Below are 17,016 nucleotides of genomic sequence, written 5' to 3'. Positions count from 1 at the left end.
ATTTCATCGGAACAACAGATATATTCGTTTTACCTTCATATAACTACCCTGCTGGTAAAAAATACAATTAGTACTCTAATAGTTAACGCACTAACAAATAAATCACTAAAAGTTTCTCTCACCTCGTAAACAATTAATTACACTATATAAGCCAACACAAAAAACAAATATAACCCACTGTTATTTATTGATTTTATATAAATCATTATGTTGTTAATTTTGCATCATTTCATACTCATTTTGTTAATCATTTATCCATACTTTACTCTCTTGCTATTTACACAAGCCTTGAATTGTTAGAGCTATTACCTTAAGCTTAATCTTTATTGAACGTTCAATTAATAAAAATTATGCCCAAAGTTGGAATGGAACCTGTAAGGCGTCAGCAGCTAATTGACGCGACTATAGAGTCAGTTGCTCAAAAAGGATTACAGGCGACTACTATCAATAGTATTAGTAAAAACGCTGGAATGTCATCAGGCATAATTAGCCATTACTTTGGTGGGAAACAGGGGCTAATTGAAGCAACTGTGCGTTACTTACTCTCGAACTTGAAAGACGACTTAATTAATAAAGTTGATGAAAACACCACTGCAACTCAAAGGTTAATGTTTATTGTTGAATCAAACTTTGCGCTAGTACAACAACGAAAAGATACCACTCGGACGTGGCTAAGTTTTTGGGCGCAATCAATGCACGATAAGGAACTTCATCGTTTACAAAACGTAAACAGCAAACGCTTGCAGAGCAATTTAACCGTTTCATTTAAGCAATTAATGCCTTTGGCGCAAGCGACACTCGCGGCTGAATTAACCGCAGCAATGATTGATGGCTTATGGCTTCGTGCTGTATTAAGCCAATCAGACGAAAATCAGTTTAAACACAGTGAATCACTAGCTAAAAACTATGTACATTCACTTATCAAGCAATATGGAGCCTAACGTGACTACACCTATTTATCAAAACTTTATCAACGGCCAATTCCTTGCAAATAAAAGCGGCGAAACATTTGATGTAGTAAACCCTGCAACCGGTCAGGTAATTTATGCCGTTGAAGTCGCTGACGAGTATGTTCAAAACGCAGCGATCGAAAGTGCAAAACAAGGCTTTAAAGTTTGGTCAACGATGACCCCTATTGAGCGCAGCCGTATTTTATTAAACGCCGTTGCTATTCTACGCGAGCGCAATGACGAGCTTGCCCTGGTTGAAGTGCTCGATACTGGTAAACCAATGCAAGAAGCTAACTGCGTAGATATAGAAACAGGCGCAGATGTTATTGAATATTTTGCAGGCCTTGCTCCTGCACAAGTTGGTCAACAGCAAATGGTTGGCGATGATTTTTATTATACTCGCAAAGAACCTCTAGGTATTTGTGCAGGTATTGGTGCATGGAACTACCCGTTACAAATTGCATGTTGGAAGTCAGGTCCTGCTCTTGCAGCGGGTAATGCATTTATTTTTAAGCCATCTGAAGAAACACCACTTGGCGCAATTAAATTAGCCGAAGTGTTTATTGAAGCAGGCGTTCCTGCTGGCGTATTTAATGTAGTGCAAGGCGCGGGTGAAGTCGGTCAATGGCTTACTGCACATCAAGATATTGATAAAGTATCGTTTACTGGTGAAGTAGGTACAGGTAAAAAAGTAGTGGCCAGTGCTGCAGGCACATTGAAAGATGTGACTATGGAGCTCGGTGGTAAATCACCATTATTAGTATTTGATGATGCCAATATAGAGCAAGCAGTAAGTGCCGCTATGTTAGGTAACTTTTATACCCAAGGTGAAATTTGCACGAACTGTACCCGTATATACGTACACAAAAATGTTTACCAACAATTTATTGATGAACTTAAAACACGCACCGAAAACAATATTATTGTCGGCGACCCGCAAGATCTAAACACTAACTTTGGCGCGCTTATTTCTAAAAAGCATCAAGATTTAGTAATGAGCTACATTAATAAAGGTCTTGAAGAAGGCGCAACACTATTAACAGGTGGTTCAACGCTTTCTCCAGAAGCAGCGCCAAATGGCTATTTTGTAGCGCCAACTGTGTTTGTTGATTGCAATGATGAAATGACTATCGTTAAAGAAGAGATTTTTGGCCCAGTAATGAGCGTTTTAGTCTTTGATGATGAAGATGATGTGATTGCCCGCGCTAATGGCACTCACTTAGGTTTAGCTGCAGGCGTTTTCACCAGCGACATTAAACGCGCTCATCGCGTAATTCATCAACTGCAAGCCGGTATTTGTTGGATTAATGCTTACGGTAACTCACCAGCTGAAATGCCAGTGGGTGGTTATAAGCAATCGGGTATTGGTCGTGAAAATGGCATAGAGACTCTAGATCATTACACACAAACTAAATCTATTTATGTTGGCATGGCTGACATAGAAAGCCCGTTTTAAGGAATCATCATGAACCACTCTTTTGATTATATTATTGTAGGTGCGGGCTCAGCAGGCTGTGTGTTAGCAAATCGCTTGTCTGAAGATTCAAGTAACAAGGTATTGTTACTTGAAACCGGCGGCAGCGATAAAAGCATCTTTATAAAAATGCCAACGGCACTCTCTATTCCAATGAATACCGATAAGTTTGCATGGCAATTTCATACGCAACCAGAGCCATACTTAGATAACCGAGAAATGCATTGCCCTCGCGGTAAAGTACTTGGCGGCTCATCATCGATTAATGGCATGGTGTATGTGCGTGGCCACGCTAAAGATTTTGATGAATGGCAACAGCACGGCGCTAACGGCTGGGATTACCAAGCGTGTTTACCGTATTTTAAAAAAGCAGAAAGCTTTTACCTAGGTGAAAATAGCCATCGTGGTGGCAAGGGTCCGCTAGGTGTTAATAACGGCAATAATATGGAAAACCCTTTATACACTGCATTTATTGAAGCGGGTGCAGAGGCCGGTTATTCAACAACAAATGACTACAATAGTGCTCAGCAAGAAGGGTTTGGACCTATGCACATGACCGTTAAAAACGGCGTGCGTAGCTCAGCCTCTCGTGAGTACTTAGATCCTATTAAGCATCGTAGCAACTTAACAATCGTTACAGGTGCTCTCGCCCAGCGCGTTATTTTAGATGGTAAAAAAGCAACCGGCGTTGAATACAAGCTTAATGGCGCGGTTAAAACTGCAAAAGCAAATAAAGAAGTTATCTTAAGCGCAGGCTCTATTGGTTCACCACACCTACTACAGCTTTCAGGTATTGGTGATACTCAAGCACTTGAGAAAGCAGGCGTCGAAGCAAAACATCACTTACCAGGTGTAGGCCAAAACCTGCAAGATCATTTAGAGTTTTACTTTCAATATAAGTGTAAACAACCAATTACCTTAAACGGTAAGTTAGGCTTGTTTTCTAAAGGTTTAATTGGCGCAAAATGGCTACTAACTCGCAAAGGCTTAGGTTCAACTAATCATTTTGAATCATGTGCCTTTATTCGCTCAAAGCCAGGTGTTGAATGGCCTGACATACAGTATCACTTTTTACCGGCCGCTATGCGTTACGATGGTCGTAGTGCTTTTGCAGGGCATGGTTTTCAAGTGCATGTAGGCCATAACAAGCCTAAGAGCCGAGGCAGTGTCACTATTGCATCAGCTGATCCAACACAGCCACCTAAAATTGTATTTAATTACCTAGAGCATCAAGATGATATTGAAGGCTTTAGAGCGTGCGTACGATTGACGCGTGAAATCATTGAACAACCTGCCTTTGACAATTTCCGTGGTGAAGAAATTCAACCAGGGCAACAAGTTCAAACTGATGAGCAAATTGATGCCTTTGTTCGCCAAGCCGTAGAAAGTGCTTATCACCCTTCTTGCTCTTGTAAAATGGGTGAAGATGATATGGCCGTGGTTAACTCCAACACCCAAGTGCATGGCATACAAAGCTTACGTGTGGTTGACTCGTCAATTTTTCCGACCATACCGAACGGTAATTTGAATGCTCCTACGATTATGGTGGCTGAAAAAGCCGCGGATATTATTTTAGGAAATAAGCCCTTAGCTCACACAGGAGTTGATGTTGTGAATGCCACTGATTGGCAAACTACACAACGAAATAAAACCCTTTAATTTAGCCTGTCATAAAGGCCTCTCTCGTAAGCAAAATGCTTAAAGAGTGCCTTTATGCACCTTGCAGTGGCTCACAAGCGTAAATAGGTTATGCCGGTGTTAATGCAAGCACAATAAAAAACGGAGTATATATGTGTTACTTTTATTCATTCTGGGAGGGCGATAATGACTATTTGGCTTAATGCTGGCATTATTTTTACCTTACTTGCCATTGTTACTATTTTAATAAAATGGGGCAATGTACGCGTAGTAGGCGTCACACCAGTGAGAACATTCACCTTTATAGCAATCCTATTTACCTCAGGCCTAGATGTTGGCCTTATTATGTTTCCTTTAACCGAATTTGCCGGTTATGCAGACATAAAAGCAAGCCCAGAATATGCATTTGCCAACCCGCTCTCTATTGAGTTTGGTTATTGGGGATTTTTAATTTGGGGATTTTATTTTCTTACGTGCTTTTATTTCTGTGTAATAGAGCCCAAAGTGAAGTTTTTTGAAATTCCATGGGTTAAATTTTTAAACAACGTGGTCATTATTGGTACTTGTGCGTTTACCGCATACTTACTACTAAGCAATCTACCGTGGTATATACCAGAACTTGGTGATGGCTCAAGTGTTATTCCAGCATTTTACTTAATTGTACTTGCCGCTATTTGTTTCGCGGTGTATTCAAGTACCGATATTAAATATGTTCGCTTTTTAAGTATTGCTACTACTTGGTTGTTTATCGCATTAATTGGTTTTATGTGGGCTGATGCCTTCTTATTTGGCGATAGCGAACTCTCTGCATTTACTCAAAATATAGGTTTAATTGGCAATTACTTCGCCAACATCAATGAATTTGTATTACCACTGAATGATTACCATGAGTTTTATCTATTTTGGTGGTTTGCGTGGAGCATCATGATTGGTCAGTTTACATCGCGTTTTGTTGGTGGTTTAAAAACATACCAAGTACTGGGTGCTATGTTGATTTTCCCTTCAATACCAATCGCTATCTGGTTTAGTGTGTTATATCACTACCACGAGGCGGGTATTCCAACTGCAGGCATCAAAAACTTTGCCATGGTGTTTGTAGGTATCGTGTTTGTTATAAACTCGCTTGATTCACTGATCCGTTTATACACAGATAATTTAAACTTAACTGTAAAACGCTTAGGCAAGTTTAAATATATTGCTATGAACGTTATCGCTTTATCATTATTGACACTGTTATTTAAACTTGAGTTTTTGCAAATTCAATGGGTTGGTGCTTTAGTTATTGGCTTATTCTTTATCTGCTTAGGTTTTATTGCCTACAGCAAATTTAAAACGGTCAGCAATATCGAAGGATCGCCTAAAGCGAATAAAATTGATTACACAAAAATAGAAACTATCAGCTAGGAAATCACATGAATAATAAATTAAAACAACTTTTTATCGCTTTACCATTAACGGTTTTATCAACAACAGCAGCAGCTAACTGGTCAACAACGATTACCGCTGCCTCTGATTACACCTTTAATGGTGTAACTCAAACAGATAACGACCCTGCGCTACAAGCAAGTCTTGACTATGCGTACGATAACGGTGTGTATGCAGGTGTATGGGCATCAAACGTAGATTTTGGTGATGACACCGACTTCGAACTAGATGCTTATGTAGGCCGATACATTCAGTTAAACGAACAAGTAAGCCTTGATTATGGTATTGCTTATTACACTTACCAAGGTAATAACAGCGATGGTAACTACGCAGAAGCGTATACTAAATTTGGTTACGCCAGTGACTACGGTCAAACAGAGCTTAACTTTTGGTACAGCTGGGATTACTTTGGCTACGATACAGGCCATGTGATTTCGATGATTGCGCACACTTTCGAGATTGCTCCAAATCATGCAATTCGCGCTAGCTTTGATATTTCAAACTCACTTGATGGCAATAAATTTCAGTGGGATGAAGCTAAGGGCGATAAATCGTATCATCATTACCGCTTAGCGTACCAAACAAGCTATGAAGGGTTTGGTATTGAAGTAGCAGCTGAGAATACCAGCTTGGATTACGATTACGCCGATGAGCGAATTGTACTTGCTATCTCACGTACTTTTGACTTGTAATAACTAGGTTTACCATTTAGTAAAACAAAAAACACGCTACTGGGTAGCGTGTTTTTTATTGCCTAGCAAAACCTTGCTTTTATATTGTTTATAACATTATAGCTGCCATGCATAACTTACTTTCGTAAAGAAAGTACGTTGGTCACGCTCAATGCTTTTTAACGAGTCATCCTGATAACCTTTATCTGAATACCCTAAGTAAAATAACGTTTGTGCGTTAATTTTATATGAGTACACTAGCTGACTACCATAATCTTTGTTGATTTCGCTTACCTGATAAAAGTAAGCATCTTCATTTCTGTCTATATCTTCAAACTGTAAAATCAGCTTAAGCATAGCGCGCATACTAAACTTATAATAAAGCCTAAAGTCTACAAGGTTTGCGGTAAATACGCGTCGCCCTTGGTAATCGTCTAAATGACTATAATTATGTCTAACATCTAACTGCCAGTGATTATTAATATCCCAAACAGCCTGTGATTGTGTAGTTAAAACATCACCTAACTGCTCATTGGTATAATCTATACGGCTTGCGTATTCGGCGTATAACGATAATCTCAAATCTTTAGTCGGCCTAAAAGCCGTATAAAAATAACCAATATTTTGGTTATAAAAATTGCCATTATAGTTTTCATAGCGATTTAACAAACCAAGCTCAAATACAGACTGCTTTTGACCTTGAAAGGTCATGTAACCTTCATATTCTTCTTCAAGCAAGTCGCCATTTTGAGCCCAGGTTTTATCCCAATCGGCGGTGTATGACCATGTTGTTAGCATGTCATGTTCATCACCATACCAAGTTTGACCGCCACCAAAGCCTACTTTTTCATAGTCTACTTTTTCTTGATAACCTAAATCGGTGCGGTAATCCTCACCAATATTGTCATACGTTGCATAAAGCTTATAATCGCGCTTATCGCGAGTCAGCTTTAATGCATACGCCATATCAGACTGAGACTCTGCTAAATTGTAGTTATCAACTAAAAATTTAGAGTTGTTGGTGTCAGCATTGGCTATTTGATAATTAAGTGTATCTGACTGATTAAACCAATAGCTGCCATCAACCGATAACACCGTATTATGGTAGTCGCTACTTTCTCTATGTGTGGTGGTTACTCCTATGGTCCCTTGTTGGCCAATATCATATTGGTATCGCGCCACCGCTGCCTTGGTTTTATCATTTAGGCTGGCAAAACCAGACCCTTGGTTACTAGGCAGTAAAACATTACTGTTGTCGTCATCTGCAAACATTAGCGCATAGCTATGGCTGTCGGTTTTACCGGTGAGCTTGGCGCCAATATTAGGCTCAGCTATGGTGCGGGTATAGAGCAGTTCAAATAAATTACTTTTAAAGTAAGACGCGCCATCTAAGAAAAACGGGCGTTTTTCAGCGTAATAAATAGAATATGTGGTGTTTACATCCAGCTCTAACGAATCGGTTTCTACCTGAGAAAAGTCAGGGTTTATGGTGGCATTAATTACTGCATCTTTAGTAATACCCCAACGCAGATCGAGCCCTACTTCTGTATCTACATCGCCGTTATCCCATTCGCCAGGTACCTGTGTTTTTTGATCGTTTCTTAATGCGGTTAAGGTTGGCGTTAATTGCAGGTTTTTACTCGGTGCTAAATTATTAAATCCAGTTATTTTGTCAAACTGACATAAACTACATTTAATATCACGGTCAAAGCCGGTACTTGATAATTGATACAACACATCACGCTGATAGTTGCGCATCATCGAAAAGCCCCAAGTAGAGTCGGTTTGGTTTTGTGCAAAGCGCAGTGCTTTAAACGGAATACGCATTTCAACCACGTAACCATCCTCGTTTATGGTACCGGCACTATCCCAAATAGCATCCCAGGATAAATCTGACACCCACTCGTCGGTATCCGTCATGCGAATGTCGCCTTGAGCACCCAGTGGGTTTACATAAAACTCATAGCCAGTACGCTCATCGTTAAAGGTATCAATTACCAAACCAACGTTGTCATCTTGCCAAAGCGTGTCTCTATCACGAAGTGCCGCACGAATTTTACTCGGCTCTGGGTCATAAGCAACAAAAGCTACATACAAATTATGACCATCGTCATAAATATACGCATCGGTTTTTACCGGTGGCGTGCCTTTTTCATTCGGCTCATCTTGATAATTTACCGCAACACGGGTTGCTTGTTGCCAATGCGGCTCGTTAAGCAAGCCATCCACATCAATGTTTTTATTAATGTGTGCAAGTTGATAATTAAGCTTATCGGCAAGTGCATTAGGGCTGAGAGTTAAAACAAAGCTGAAGCTGGTCAACAACAGCAATTTTATTATTTTTGTAGGTATAAAGTACTGCATAAACATCCATTTAGGTTTATTTACTTGTTAAAAGTAAACTTTGGTCTGGAGTGTAAATTATACAGATAAGTTTGTTAATACTTGCGCGTTAATATTTGTAATAAAATTAACAAAAAACTAATGATAAGTGTTGGGAAGTAGTTATGTGTCGAGAAGTTTTAATTTATTAGCCACACCATTCCAGCTATCGGCATCTTCTGGGGCGGGTTTAACTTGCGTTATACGTGGCCATATTTCTGCCAATTCTGCATTAAGCTGGGTGAATTCTTTTTGCGACTCAGGTAATTCATCTTCTTGATAAATAGCATCGGCAGCACACTCAGGGACACATAAACCACAGTCAATACAATCTACCGGGCTAATAGCCAAAAAATTAGGGCCTTCAAAAAATGCATCTGCAGGGCACACCGATACGCAATCAGTGTACTTACATTTTATACAGTTTTCGGTGACTACAAACGCCATAATGGTTTAATACCTAATGTTTAACTTTACCAGCTGCGGATCATACCCAACCCTTACCAAAACACAATAAATAAGTGCCAAAAGCGAGCAATTTAACGTAATATATGCCGCTTATAAATTAGCGCTTTGTGCACCCCCTTATTGTGAGCGGTATTTACTTTCCGCTATGACACCAAAAGAGATATTAATGATACGTTTAACCGAAATAAAGCTGCCACTTGACCATGACGAAAATGCCATTGGCCAAGCCATTATCAATAAATTAAATATAAGCCCAGAGCAGCTACACAGTTACAATGTGTTCAAACGCGGTTATGACGCACGTAAAAAAAGCGCCATTTTACTTATTTATACGCTTGATATTGAGGTAGATAACGAAGCAGAACTGTTAGCCTCGTTTGAAAAAGATCAACACGTCAAGGTCTCTCCTGACACCAACTACAAATTTGTAGCACACGCTAATAGCAGCATTAAAGAGCGCCCTGTGGTAATTGGCTTTGGCCCTTGTGGCTTATTTGCCGGTTTAGTGCTGGCACAAATGGGCTTTAAGCCAATTATTTTAGAGCGTGGCAAAGAAGTACGTGAACGCACCAAAGACACCTTTGGCTTTTGGCGTAAAAAGGCGCTTAATACCGAATCAAACGTTCAGTTTGGTGAAGGGGGTGCAGGCACGTTCTCAGACGGTAAGCTCTACAGCCAAGTAAAAGATCCAAAACATTATGGTCGTAAAGTAATTACTGAGTTTGTAGAGGCCGGCGCTCCTGAAGAAATTTTATACGTTAGTAAGCCGCACATTGGTACGTTTAAACTAGTAACCATGATTGAAAAAATGCGTGCCCGTATTATTGAACTCGGTGGCGAAATTCGTTTTAGCACCCGCGTTGACGATATCCATTTAGACAACGGCCAAGTTACTGGGCTTACACTTTCTAATGGTGAAAAGCTTGAAACTCGCCACGTGGTATTAGCGGTTGGTCACAGTGCCCGTGATACGTTTAAAATGATCCACGATAAAGGCATTTATGTTGAGGCAAAACCATTTTCAGTGGGCTTTAGAATAGAGCATAAACAATCAATGATTGATGAGTGCCGTTTTGGCGATAACGCGGGTAATCCTATTTTAGGCTCTGCCGATTACAAATTAGTACACCATTGTAATAATGGCCGAACCGTATACAGTTTTTGTATGTGCCCTGGCGGCACTGTAGTTGCCGCAACCTCTGAAGAAGGCCGTGTGGTTACCAACGGTATGAGTCAATATTCTCGTAGTGAGCGAAATGCGAATAGTGCTATTGTTGTGGGTATTTCCCCAGAAAAAGATTTTCCTGGCCACCCTTTGGCTGGTATCGATTTACAGCGTAAATTAGAAGAGCAAGCCTATGAGCTTGGTGGTAAAAATTACGATGCCCCAGCACAGCTGATTGGTGACTTTTTAAAAGGTAAATCCTCAGCTAACTTAGGCGATGTGCAGCCTTCGTATACGCCGGGCATAAAACTGACTGATTTAAGCAAAGTTCTGCCAGCGTTTGCCATTGAAGCGCTACGTGAAGCAATTCCTGCCTTTAACAAACAAATTCGTGGCTTTTCAACCAATGATGGCTTACTCACGGGTGTAGAAACACGCACGTCTTCACCTATCAGCATCAAGCGCGATAAAACCTTCCAAAGTATTAATACTAAAGGGCTTTACCCTGCAGGTGAAGGTGCCGGTTATGCAGGCGGTATTTTATCAGCGGGTATTGATGGTATTAAAGCGGCCGAAGCAGTTGCATTATCGATGTTAGAAAAGCACAACTAAACTACTCTTTTAGGCACAAAAAAACCTGAGTAAACTCAGGTTTTTTAATGGCTTAGCTGTCTTACTTTTTAAGTGACAGCTTTTCGCCTTTTAAGCTTTTACGTACATTAGAAATACGCGAACGGTTTTTCGCTCTCGCTTCACCGGTAGCTTGGCCTGATGGCTTATTAGCACGGGTACGGCGTAAATGCGCTGGCTTTTTACCAATTTTATCAATCAGTACTTCACGATTACTTACTTCGTAACCTTCTAAGTAAACACGTTTAATTTTTTGACCAATTAAGGTTTCAATTTCAAACAACATGTTTTCTTCTTCGCGACTCACAAACGAAATTGCTTGTCCTTGGTTACCAGCACGACCGGTACGGCCAATACGGTGAACATAATCTTCAGCAAGCCAAGGTAAATCAATATTAATAACGCGCGGTAAACCGTCAATATCAATACCACGGGCTGCCACTTCTGTTGCAACTAGTACGCGTACTTTGCCTTCTTTAAATTCACGCAACGCACGACGACGATTACCCTGCGATTTATCGCCATGACATACTGCCGCTGGGATACCGTCTAGGTTAAGTTCAGTCACAAACTCATCTGCGGTTTCTTTCATGTTTACAAACACTAGCACTTGTTGCCAGTTTTTCTTACCAATCAGCTCAGAAAGCAACTCTTGCTTACGGCGCTCTTCTACTGGGTAAACCACGTGTTGTACTGTACTTGCAGTGCTGTTAGTTTGATCAACACGAACAATTTCAGGCTGCTTTAATACTTTAGAGGCGAACTGTTTAATTGCTGCTGGGAAGGTAGCTGAAAACAATAAAATTTGACGCTCATCTGCACAGCTTTTTATTACGCTTTGCATATCATTAATAAAGCCCATATCAAGCATACGGTCAGCTTCATCAAGTACTAAATGTTTTACTTGAGCAAGGCTTAAGTTACCTAAACGAATATGATCAAGTAAACGTCCTGGTGTTGCTACTACAACATCAACACCTTCTTTGAGTGCAATTTCTTGTCCTGCGGTATTAACACCACCAAATAAGCTCACTACTTTTAACTGAGTGTACTTAGCAAAGTCTTTAAGGTTATTCGCTATTTGCTCTGCAAGCTCACGCGTAGGCGCAAGGACTAAGGCGCTTGGCGCATTCGTAGTGCTGCAATCTGACTCAAATAACTTTTGAATAACAGGGAGTGCAAAGGCAGCGGTTTTACCAGTACCGGTTTGTGCACTTGCTAAAACGTCTTTACCTTTACGAACAGCCGGAATAGCTGCGCGCTGAATGGGCGTAAGGGTGTGGTAATTAAGTTCGTCTAACGCCTGAATAAGTTCAGGGGCAAAACTAAAAGATTTAAAATTCATTGCTGTATAACCTGCGGCCACATTATCAAGGGTCGCAAATTATACAGTAAAATCGCTTAAACAGTTAGTTTTAAACACCAGAAACCGCTAATTTATAAAATGCAGGATAATTAGCGATTATCAGCTGTTGTTTAAGTTAGCTAAATGGTTTTAACTCGCAAGATTTATTCCCGTTAATTCACGCCTTTATTGCACTTTTATAAATTTTACACCGTTGTTTTACATTGTGTTACATAACTATTTGCATTTAAATAACCAAAACAGGTAAACTTCTTCGCCCGTTTTGTGGGGTGTATATAAATTAAAGGAAATTAATAATGATAAAAAGATGTTTAACTGCTGCGGTATTAGTAAGCGCATTCGTTTCAATGCCGTCACAAGCAAAAAGTGGCATCAACCCATGGCAACAATGTGGTATTGGCGCAATGGTTTTCCCAGACAATGGTGTTGCGGCAGCAATTTCTAATATTATTTGGGATTTAGGAACAACAGCGGTATCGTCTAACATTTCTTCAGTAGAGAGCTGTGAAGGCGCTAACGTAAAAACAGCGCAGTTTATTCAACAAACTTTTCCTGTATTAGAACAAGAAATAGCACAGGGTGAAGGCGAGTATATCTCTGCAATGCTTAATGTACGTGGTTGTGATGTAACTGCTCATCAACAAATTATCACTTCGGTACGCAGCGATTACGCAAACGCACCAATAGACAATGCACAAGCATTTTATGAATTAGTTGAAGGTAAAATTACAACTAACTTTTCATCTCAATGCGCTGCAATCTAATAATTAAAGGGCTTAACAGCCCTTTTTTTGGTTAAACAATGAAACCTTTATTTTATTTTATTAGCGTTTTTTTATTCACCTCTTTCTCAAGCTCTGCCACGCAATCTATCTCTGTTTTAGCAAAACACCCAATATGGTTGAAATTAGGGCATTACAAAAATCAACCAACTACTATTAGTTATATTACTAACACATCCTTTTTTATTGCAGATAACGGACGTAATGATCCGGTTGCAGAATTAAAAGCAACAATCCATGCTTTTAATAACCAGCCATTAACACAATGTCGCTACCCTGCTCGTTATCAATGGCTCAAAGAGCAAGGTTTAACCTTTTCAATGCCTAAAGCAGAGTGCCCAAAATTACAGCAATGGCGAGAGCAACAAGCTATTCACTCTGTTAGTTTAGTATTTGCCTCTGGTTATATGAGTAACCCCGCATCGTTATACGGTCATTTATTACTTAAACTTAATCGCTCAACCGAATCAAAAAACAAATTATTAGATTACAGTATTAACTATGGCGCACATGTTCCTGACAATGAAAATGGCTTAGTCTATATTCTCAAGGGCTTGTTTGGTGGTTATAAAGCCGGTTTTTCAGATCAATTGTTTTATCGCCACCAGCATAATTACGGCGAGATAGAATTAAGAGATTTATGGGAATATACCCTTAATCTAAACGAGCGCGACGTGGCTTTTATTGCTAACCACTTATGGGAAATTTTAGGCACTGAATTTGATTATTACTTTGCCGATGAAAACTGCGCGTTTCATCTCGCACAAATTATTGAACTTGTTATTGGCGATCAACTAACTAGCGAAAGCTCTCCTTGGGTAATACCAGCCACTATCTTTTCAAGATTAAACACAGCCACCTACCAAGGGCAATCAGCGGTTAAAAAAGTCACATTTACACCCTCACGTGACACTGTATTTTCAAAATATGTGCAATCTTTAAGTGAAAAAGAGCTCAGCTTTGCCAAACAAATCTTTGCCGAATCAGCAGTACTAAAAAGCAAATCATTTTTAGCTTTGCCAGTACAGTCTCAAAAAGCCATTATTGGCGCTCTATTTGAACTTGTACAAGTGAAACAAATTCAAAAACAAACCCCAGTAAAAATAAGTGAGTTAAAAAATGCGCTAATCCAAGCGCGCTTAAAGCTGCCAATGGGCGAAAACAAAGTTAAATTTCAATTTACCCAGCAGCCACCACATAAAGGCCAAAAGCCCTCTAACAGCTCAATTTCTGCGATGCACACGGCTGAGCAAACGCAGTACACTATGGGTTTTAGGCTGAGCTATTTTGATACCCTTGCCTCTGATATTGCCCGCATTCCATTTTCTAATTTAGAAATGTTAGATACCGAGCTAATGTTTACAAATGGCGAAACTTACATAAATAAAATTCATTTATTAGATTTAGAGTCATTCAATCCAAACCAATTGTCTTGGGCTAATGAATCTAAGTGGTCGTGGAAAATCAATGTGGGATTCGACAGACAACCAGCACTGTGCAGAACCTGTAAACGCAGCTTTGTTATGGGAGGAGCCGGACAAGCTTGGCAGTTTAGCAACAACACCTTAGCCTATAGCTTAATTAATGGTTATTTGGGTGATTTAGCTAAAAACAGCCACTTTTATGATTCGTCGGTAGAGGTGGGGATCATTACTGGTACTGGCTCAGGTATTAAACTCAGAGCATCCTACGAAAAATCATTCTTAAATGCTAAAAACCCTGCGCAAACCAAACTAGAACTGGTAGTGCCTATTAACCAAGATATTGATATTAGATTAGCAGTAACACATGCCAATTCTGCTATGTGGCAGCTTAAACTCAACTACTATTGGCAGTGATATATAAAAGCAGCCTCTGTGTTTACAGTAGGCTGCTTTGAAAATTTAGTATTTAATAAATAGTCTAACAGTTTAAGATAAAATCAAAACCTTACTAATATCCACACACTGCGCTCGGCTACCGACAAAATCTTGCTCATTAAGCTGATTAATTAGCGTTACACCTTGTTGCTGTTGCTCATCGTTAAGCGGTACGTAAGGCATTCTAAACACAGGGTTTACCGCGCCGGTCATGATCATCGCGGTGTTAATCGCAATTGGGTTTGGCTCGCAAAATAGCCAGTTCATTAATGGTTGTAATGAATTATTAAGCGCATCATTTTTGCTATCCATTAATTGGCGGAACAAACCTGGGATCAGGTTAGACGTAACTGAAATAACGCCATGAGCTTTATGGATATGGCGTGCATCGTGTGCTTCGTCATCATTCCCAGACCAACATGCAATACCTTGTTGTTCATAGTGCGCTATACGCTCATTACCACCACATTCTTTAACACCAATAAATTGCTCGTGCTGGGCCAGTGGTTCAATAATATCTGGAGTGAGGTCTTGACCTGTGCGCCCTGCTACGTTGTAAATAAACGCCGGACCAATATCAAGCACACGTTTAAAGTGCTCTTTAACACCGGCAATTGATGTGCGCCCGTAGTAAGGGTTAATTTGTAATGAGGCATGCATGCCGCTAGCAAAGCCATATTTAGTTGCTTTAATTGCTTCGCGCGTATTATTACTACCGGTGTTACCTACAATCAGTAATTTATCACCAAATTTATTAGCACTGTGCGCAATTAGCATTAAATGCTCTTCCCAGTTCATTAACTGGCCTTCACCGGTGGTGCCACCAACAACTATGCCGTCAACACCCGCTGCAATTTGTATTTCAACGAGTTCATCATACTTTGCAAGATCGATTTCACCATTGGTTAAGTAAGGTGTTTTAATTGCAGTAATAAGGCTTGCTTGTTTAATTTGTTCTAGGGTGCGCATAAAAAAATCATTGTTATTAATACTTGGCCTATGTTGTACCATATTTACCGTGCTATTTGCAGTGATAGCCAGTATTTAATTATAAAATGGCTTGTGTTATTGGGTTTGATGATACAAAATAAATAACTGTATAAATAAACAGTATTTTGTTTTTTACTATTAAGCGAGCCACTATGCGTTTATCTGACTATTTAAGCACTCACTTTTATCACACTGATGAGTTATGCCAAGCACTCAACATAGACACTGAAACCCTTGAGAACTGGCAAGCGCAAAGCATTTTCCCTAAGCCAAGTTATTGCATTAAAAACCAGATGAGTTGCAGCTCTTACTCAGGCTTATATGAGTGTGAAGAATACGACGATTACTATCCCCGAGGTTGTGTAAATTGGGGGCAAGGATTAGTTAAGCAAAAAATTGAGTCATCTAATCAGGCGTTTAATTTGTTTGCTCAGCACTATACCCAATGTTTGGCTAAGCTTGCACAGCAAGGCTTTATATTTAACGAGGAACTGTTTGGCTGTGAAATAGAAGAACATTTACAGCAAGTATGGCAACAATTTTTATGCAGCAAATATGGCGTGCTCACCCAAAATGGCTTAATTGATGAAATTGTAGCTGTGGATATTGGCAGATTATTAGTAGACGATATAACCGAACTGCGCAGCAAAGCCAGTTTAGATAAAGATGAGCGCACCCGCATTCACCCTGCTATGAAACTTTTAAATAAAGCCCTTAGCCATGGCGCCGATCACGAAAAGCAACTTACATTACGTAGCCGCTATATTGATGCCCTTATTTTAAAATACGATTTATCGATTAAATAAAGAGTAGTGTTTGGCTAAGGGGTTTAACTATTTAAGGGATGTTGGCTTTATTAAAAATTACCAACACTGTGTTTTGCCGCTGGTTTTTGAGTGCAACGATACAAACAGCCCGACAGCTACGCATTGTTAATTGCAGATTTACGATTTAGATATAATTTCATAAATTGCATAAGTAACATCATTTTTTATTACTGACTCTTCAATAATTGGTATTACCCATGAGGCACCAAGCATTTCTAAAGAGGAACGCCAATCTTTCCATAGTTTCCCTTCAATGGTATCAAGATTATCAAGTCCAAATCTTGAAGATGCGCTCCACTGAGCAATTGAAGGCAGCTTAGGAACAGCACTTTGGGCACCTAAAATAAACGGGCGCTCCATATTGTCTGGCATGATTGCAAAGTAATACT

The 17,016-nt window shown here is 39.8% G+C and carries 14 protein-coding genes; 9 read left to right on the top strand and 5 right to left on the bottom strand.

The features are described from left to right. Positions 1–365: 365 nt before the first annotated feature. The 5 genes from betI (at position 366) to AC0L7Q_RS16535 (ending at position 6,179) form a co-directional block, all read left to right on the top strand. A complete protein-coding gene (gene betI / locus AC0L7Q_RS16555; protein WP_413403171.1) occupies positions 366–941 on the top strand; it encodes a transcriptional regulator BetI in 576 nt (191 codons plus the stop codon). Between the two features lies 1 nt (position 942). Further along, entirely contained in the window at positions 943–2,406 is a 1,464-nt protein-coding gene (gene betB, locus AC0L7Q_RS16550) for a betaine-aldehyde dehydrogenase (RefSeq protein WP_413403169.1), read from the top strand. 9 nt (positions 2,407–2,415) lie between these two features. Beyond that, entirely contained in the window at positions 2,416–4,083 is a 1,668-nt protein-coding gene (gene betA, locus AC0L7Q_RS16545; RefSeq protein WP_413403167.1) for a choline dehydrogenase, read from the top strand. A gap of 165 nt (positions 4,084–4,248) precedes the next feature. Next, complete coding sequence (locus AC0L7Q_RS16540; RefSeq protein WP_178957193.1) at positions 4,249–5,466, top strand: BCCT family transporter; 1,218 nt, start codon at positions 4,249–4,251, stop codon at positions 5,464–5,466. Positions 5,467–5,474: 8 nt separating this feature from the next. Beyond that, positions 5,475–6,179, top strand: coding sequence for a TorF family putative porin (locus AC0L7Q_RS16535; protein WP_138607893.1), 705 nt, complete (start codon positions 5,475–5,477; stop codon positions 6,177–6,179). A gap of 96 nt (positions 6,180–6,275) precedes the next feature. Here AC0L7Q_RS16535 and AC0L7Q_RS16530 read toward each other — a convergent pair whose 3' ends face one another. Together AC0L7Q_RS16530 and fdxA are read right to left on the bottom strand one after the other, a co-directional pair. After that, the gene (locus tag AC0L7Q_RS16530; RefSeq protein ID WP_413403164.1) at positions 6,276–8,522 is read right to left on the bottom strand and encodes a carbohydrate binding family 9 domain-containing protein; all 2,247 of its coding nucleotides are present in this window, start codon (positions 8,520–8,522) and stop codon (positions 6,276–6,278) included. 141 nt (positions 8,523–8,663) lie between these two features. After that, positions 8,664–8,987, bottom strand: a complete 324-nt coding sequence (gene fdxA / locus AC0L7Q_RS16525; protein WP_178957196.1) for a ferredoxin FdxA — start codon at positions 8,985–8,987, stop codon at positions 8,664–8,666. 187 nt (positions 8,988–9,174) lie between these two features. Between fdxA and AC0L7Q_RS16520 the strand changes: the two genes are divergently transcribed. Continuing rightward, entirely contained in the window at positions 9,175–10,785 is a 1,611-nt protein-coding gene (locus tag AC0L7Q_RS16520; RefSeq protein WP_413403162.1) for an NAD(P)/FAD-dependent oxidoreductase, read from the top strand. A 61-nt stretch (positions 10,786–10,846) separates the two neighbouring features. Here AC0L7Q_RS16520 and AC0L7Q_RS16515 read toward each other — a convergent pair whose 3' ends face one another. Then, the gene (locus AC0L7Q_RS16515) at positions 10,847–12,148 is read right to left on the bottom strand and encodes a DEAD/DEAH box helicase (RefSeq protein WP_413403160.1); all 1,302 of its coding nucleotides are present in this window, start codon (positions 12,146–12,148) and stop codon (positions 10,847–10,849) included. 317 nt (positions 12,149–12,465) lie between these two features. Between AC0L7Q_RS16515 and AC0L7Q_RS16510 the strand changes: the two genes are divergently transcribed. Together AC0L7Q_RS16510 and AC0L7Q_RS16505 are read left to right on the top strand one after the other, a co-directional pair. Further along, on the top strand, positions 12,466–12,933 hold the full coding sequence (locus AC0L7Q_RS16510; RefSeq protein WP_010388962.1) for a DUF3015 family protein: 468 nt from the start codon (positions 12,466–12,468) through the stop codon (positions 12,931–12,933). 38 nt (positions 12,934–12,971) lie between these two features. Next, positions 12,972–14,789, top strand: coding sequence for an Lnb N-terminal periplasmic domain-containing protein (locus tag AC0L7Q_RS16505; protein ID WP_409425861.1), 1,818 nt, complete (start codon positions 12,972–12,974; stop codon positions 14,787–14,789). A gap of 72 nt (positions 14,790–14,861) precedes the next feature. Here the strand turns inward: AC0L7Q_RS16505 and dapA are convergent, their stop codons facing one another. Then, a complete protein-coding gene (gene dapA / locus AC0L7Q_RS16500; protein ID WP_413403157.1) occupies positions 14,862–15,779 on the bottom strand; it encodes a 4-hydroxy-tetrahydrodipicolinate synthase in 918 nt (305 codons plus the stop codon). A gap of 173 nt (positions 15,780–15,952) precedes the next feature. Here dapA and AC0L7Q_RS16495 point away from each other — a divergent pair, with 173 nt between their 5' ends. Then, a complete protein-coding gene (locus AC0L7Q_RS16495; RefSeq protein ID WP_008115283.1) occupies positions 15,953–16,606 on the top strand; it encodes a DUF6058 family natural product biosynthesis protein in 654 nt (217 codons plus the stop codon). A 138-nt stretch (positions 16,607–16,744) separates the two neighbouring features. On the opposite strand, the gene AC0L7Q_RS16490 is transcribed toward AC0L7Q_RS16495, so the two are convergent. Continuing rightward, positions 16,745–17,016, bottom strand: a 272-nt coding sequence (locus tag AC0L7Q_RS16490; RefSeq protein ID WP_473697731.1) for a hypothetical protein, incomplete at its 5' end; no start/stop codon positions are given.

This window comes from Pseudoalteromonas sp. KJ63-1 (genome assembly GCF_055808145.1).
The sequence above is the reverse complement of the archived record's forward strand: the minus strand, read 5'-3'. Positions and strand labels throughout refer to the sequence as shown.

Excerpts from the sequence above, each read along its gene's own strand:
- AC0L7Q_RS16540 (WP_178957193.1), top strand. The coding sequence starts at position 4,249 with ATGACTATTTGGCTTAATGCTGGCATTATTTTTACCTTACTTGCCATT.
- AC0L7Q_RS16495 (WP_008115283.1), top strand. The coding sequence starts at position 15,953 with ATGCGTTTATCTGACTATTTAAGCACTCACTTTTATCACACTGATGAG.
- AC0L7Q_RS16505 (WP_409425861.1), top strand. The coding sequence starts at position 12,972 with ATGAAACCTTTATTTTATTTTATTAGCGTTTTTTTATTCACCTCTTTC.
- AC0L7Q_RS16530 (WP_413403164.1), bottom strand. The coding sequence starts at position 8,522 with ATGCAGTACTTTATACCTACAAAAATAATAAAATTGCTGTTGTTGACC.
- betI (WP_413403171.1), top strand. The coding sequence starts at position 366 with ATGGAACCTGTAAGGCGTCAGCAGCTAATTGACGCGACTATAGAGTCA.
- AC0L7Q_RS16535 (WP_138607893.1), top strand. The coding sequence starts at position 5,475 with ATGAATAATAAATTAAAACAACTTTTTATCGCTTTACCATTAACGGTT.
- fdxA (WP_178957196.1), bottom strand. The coding sequence starts at position 8,987 with ATGGCGTTTGTAGTCACCGAAAACTGTATAAAATGTAAGTACACTGAT.
- betA (WP_413403167.1), top strand. The coding sequence starts at position 2,416 with ATGAACCACTCTTTTGATTATATTATTGTAGGTGCGGGCTCAGCAGGC.
- AC0L7Q_RS16520 (WP_413403162.1), top strand. The coding sequence starts at position 9,175 with ATGATACGTTTAACCGAAATAAAGCTGCCACTTGACCATGACGAAAAT.
- AC0L7Q_RS16510 (WP_010388962.1), top strand. The coding sequence starts at position 12,466 with ATGATAAAAAGATGTTTAACTGCTGCGGTATTAGTAAGCGCATTCGTT.
- dapA (WP_413403157.1), bottom strand. The coding sequence starts at position 15,779 with ATGCGCACCCTAGAACAAATTAAACAAGCAAGCCTTATTACTGCAATT.
- AC0L7Q_RS16515 (WP_413403160.1), bottom strand. The coding sequence starts at position 12,148 with ATGAATTTTAAATCTTTTAGTTTTGCCCCTGAACTTATTCAGGCGTTA.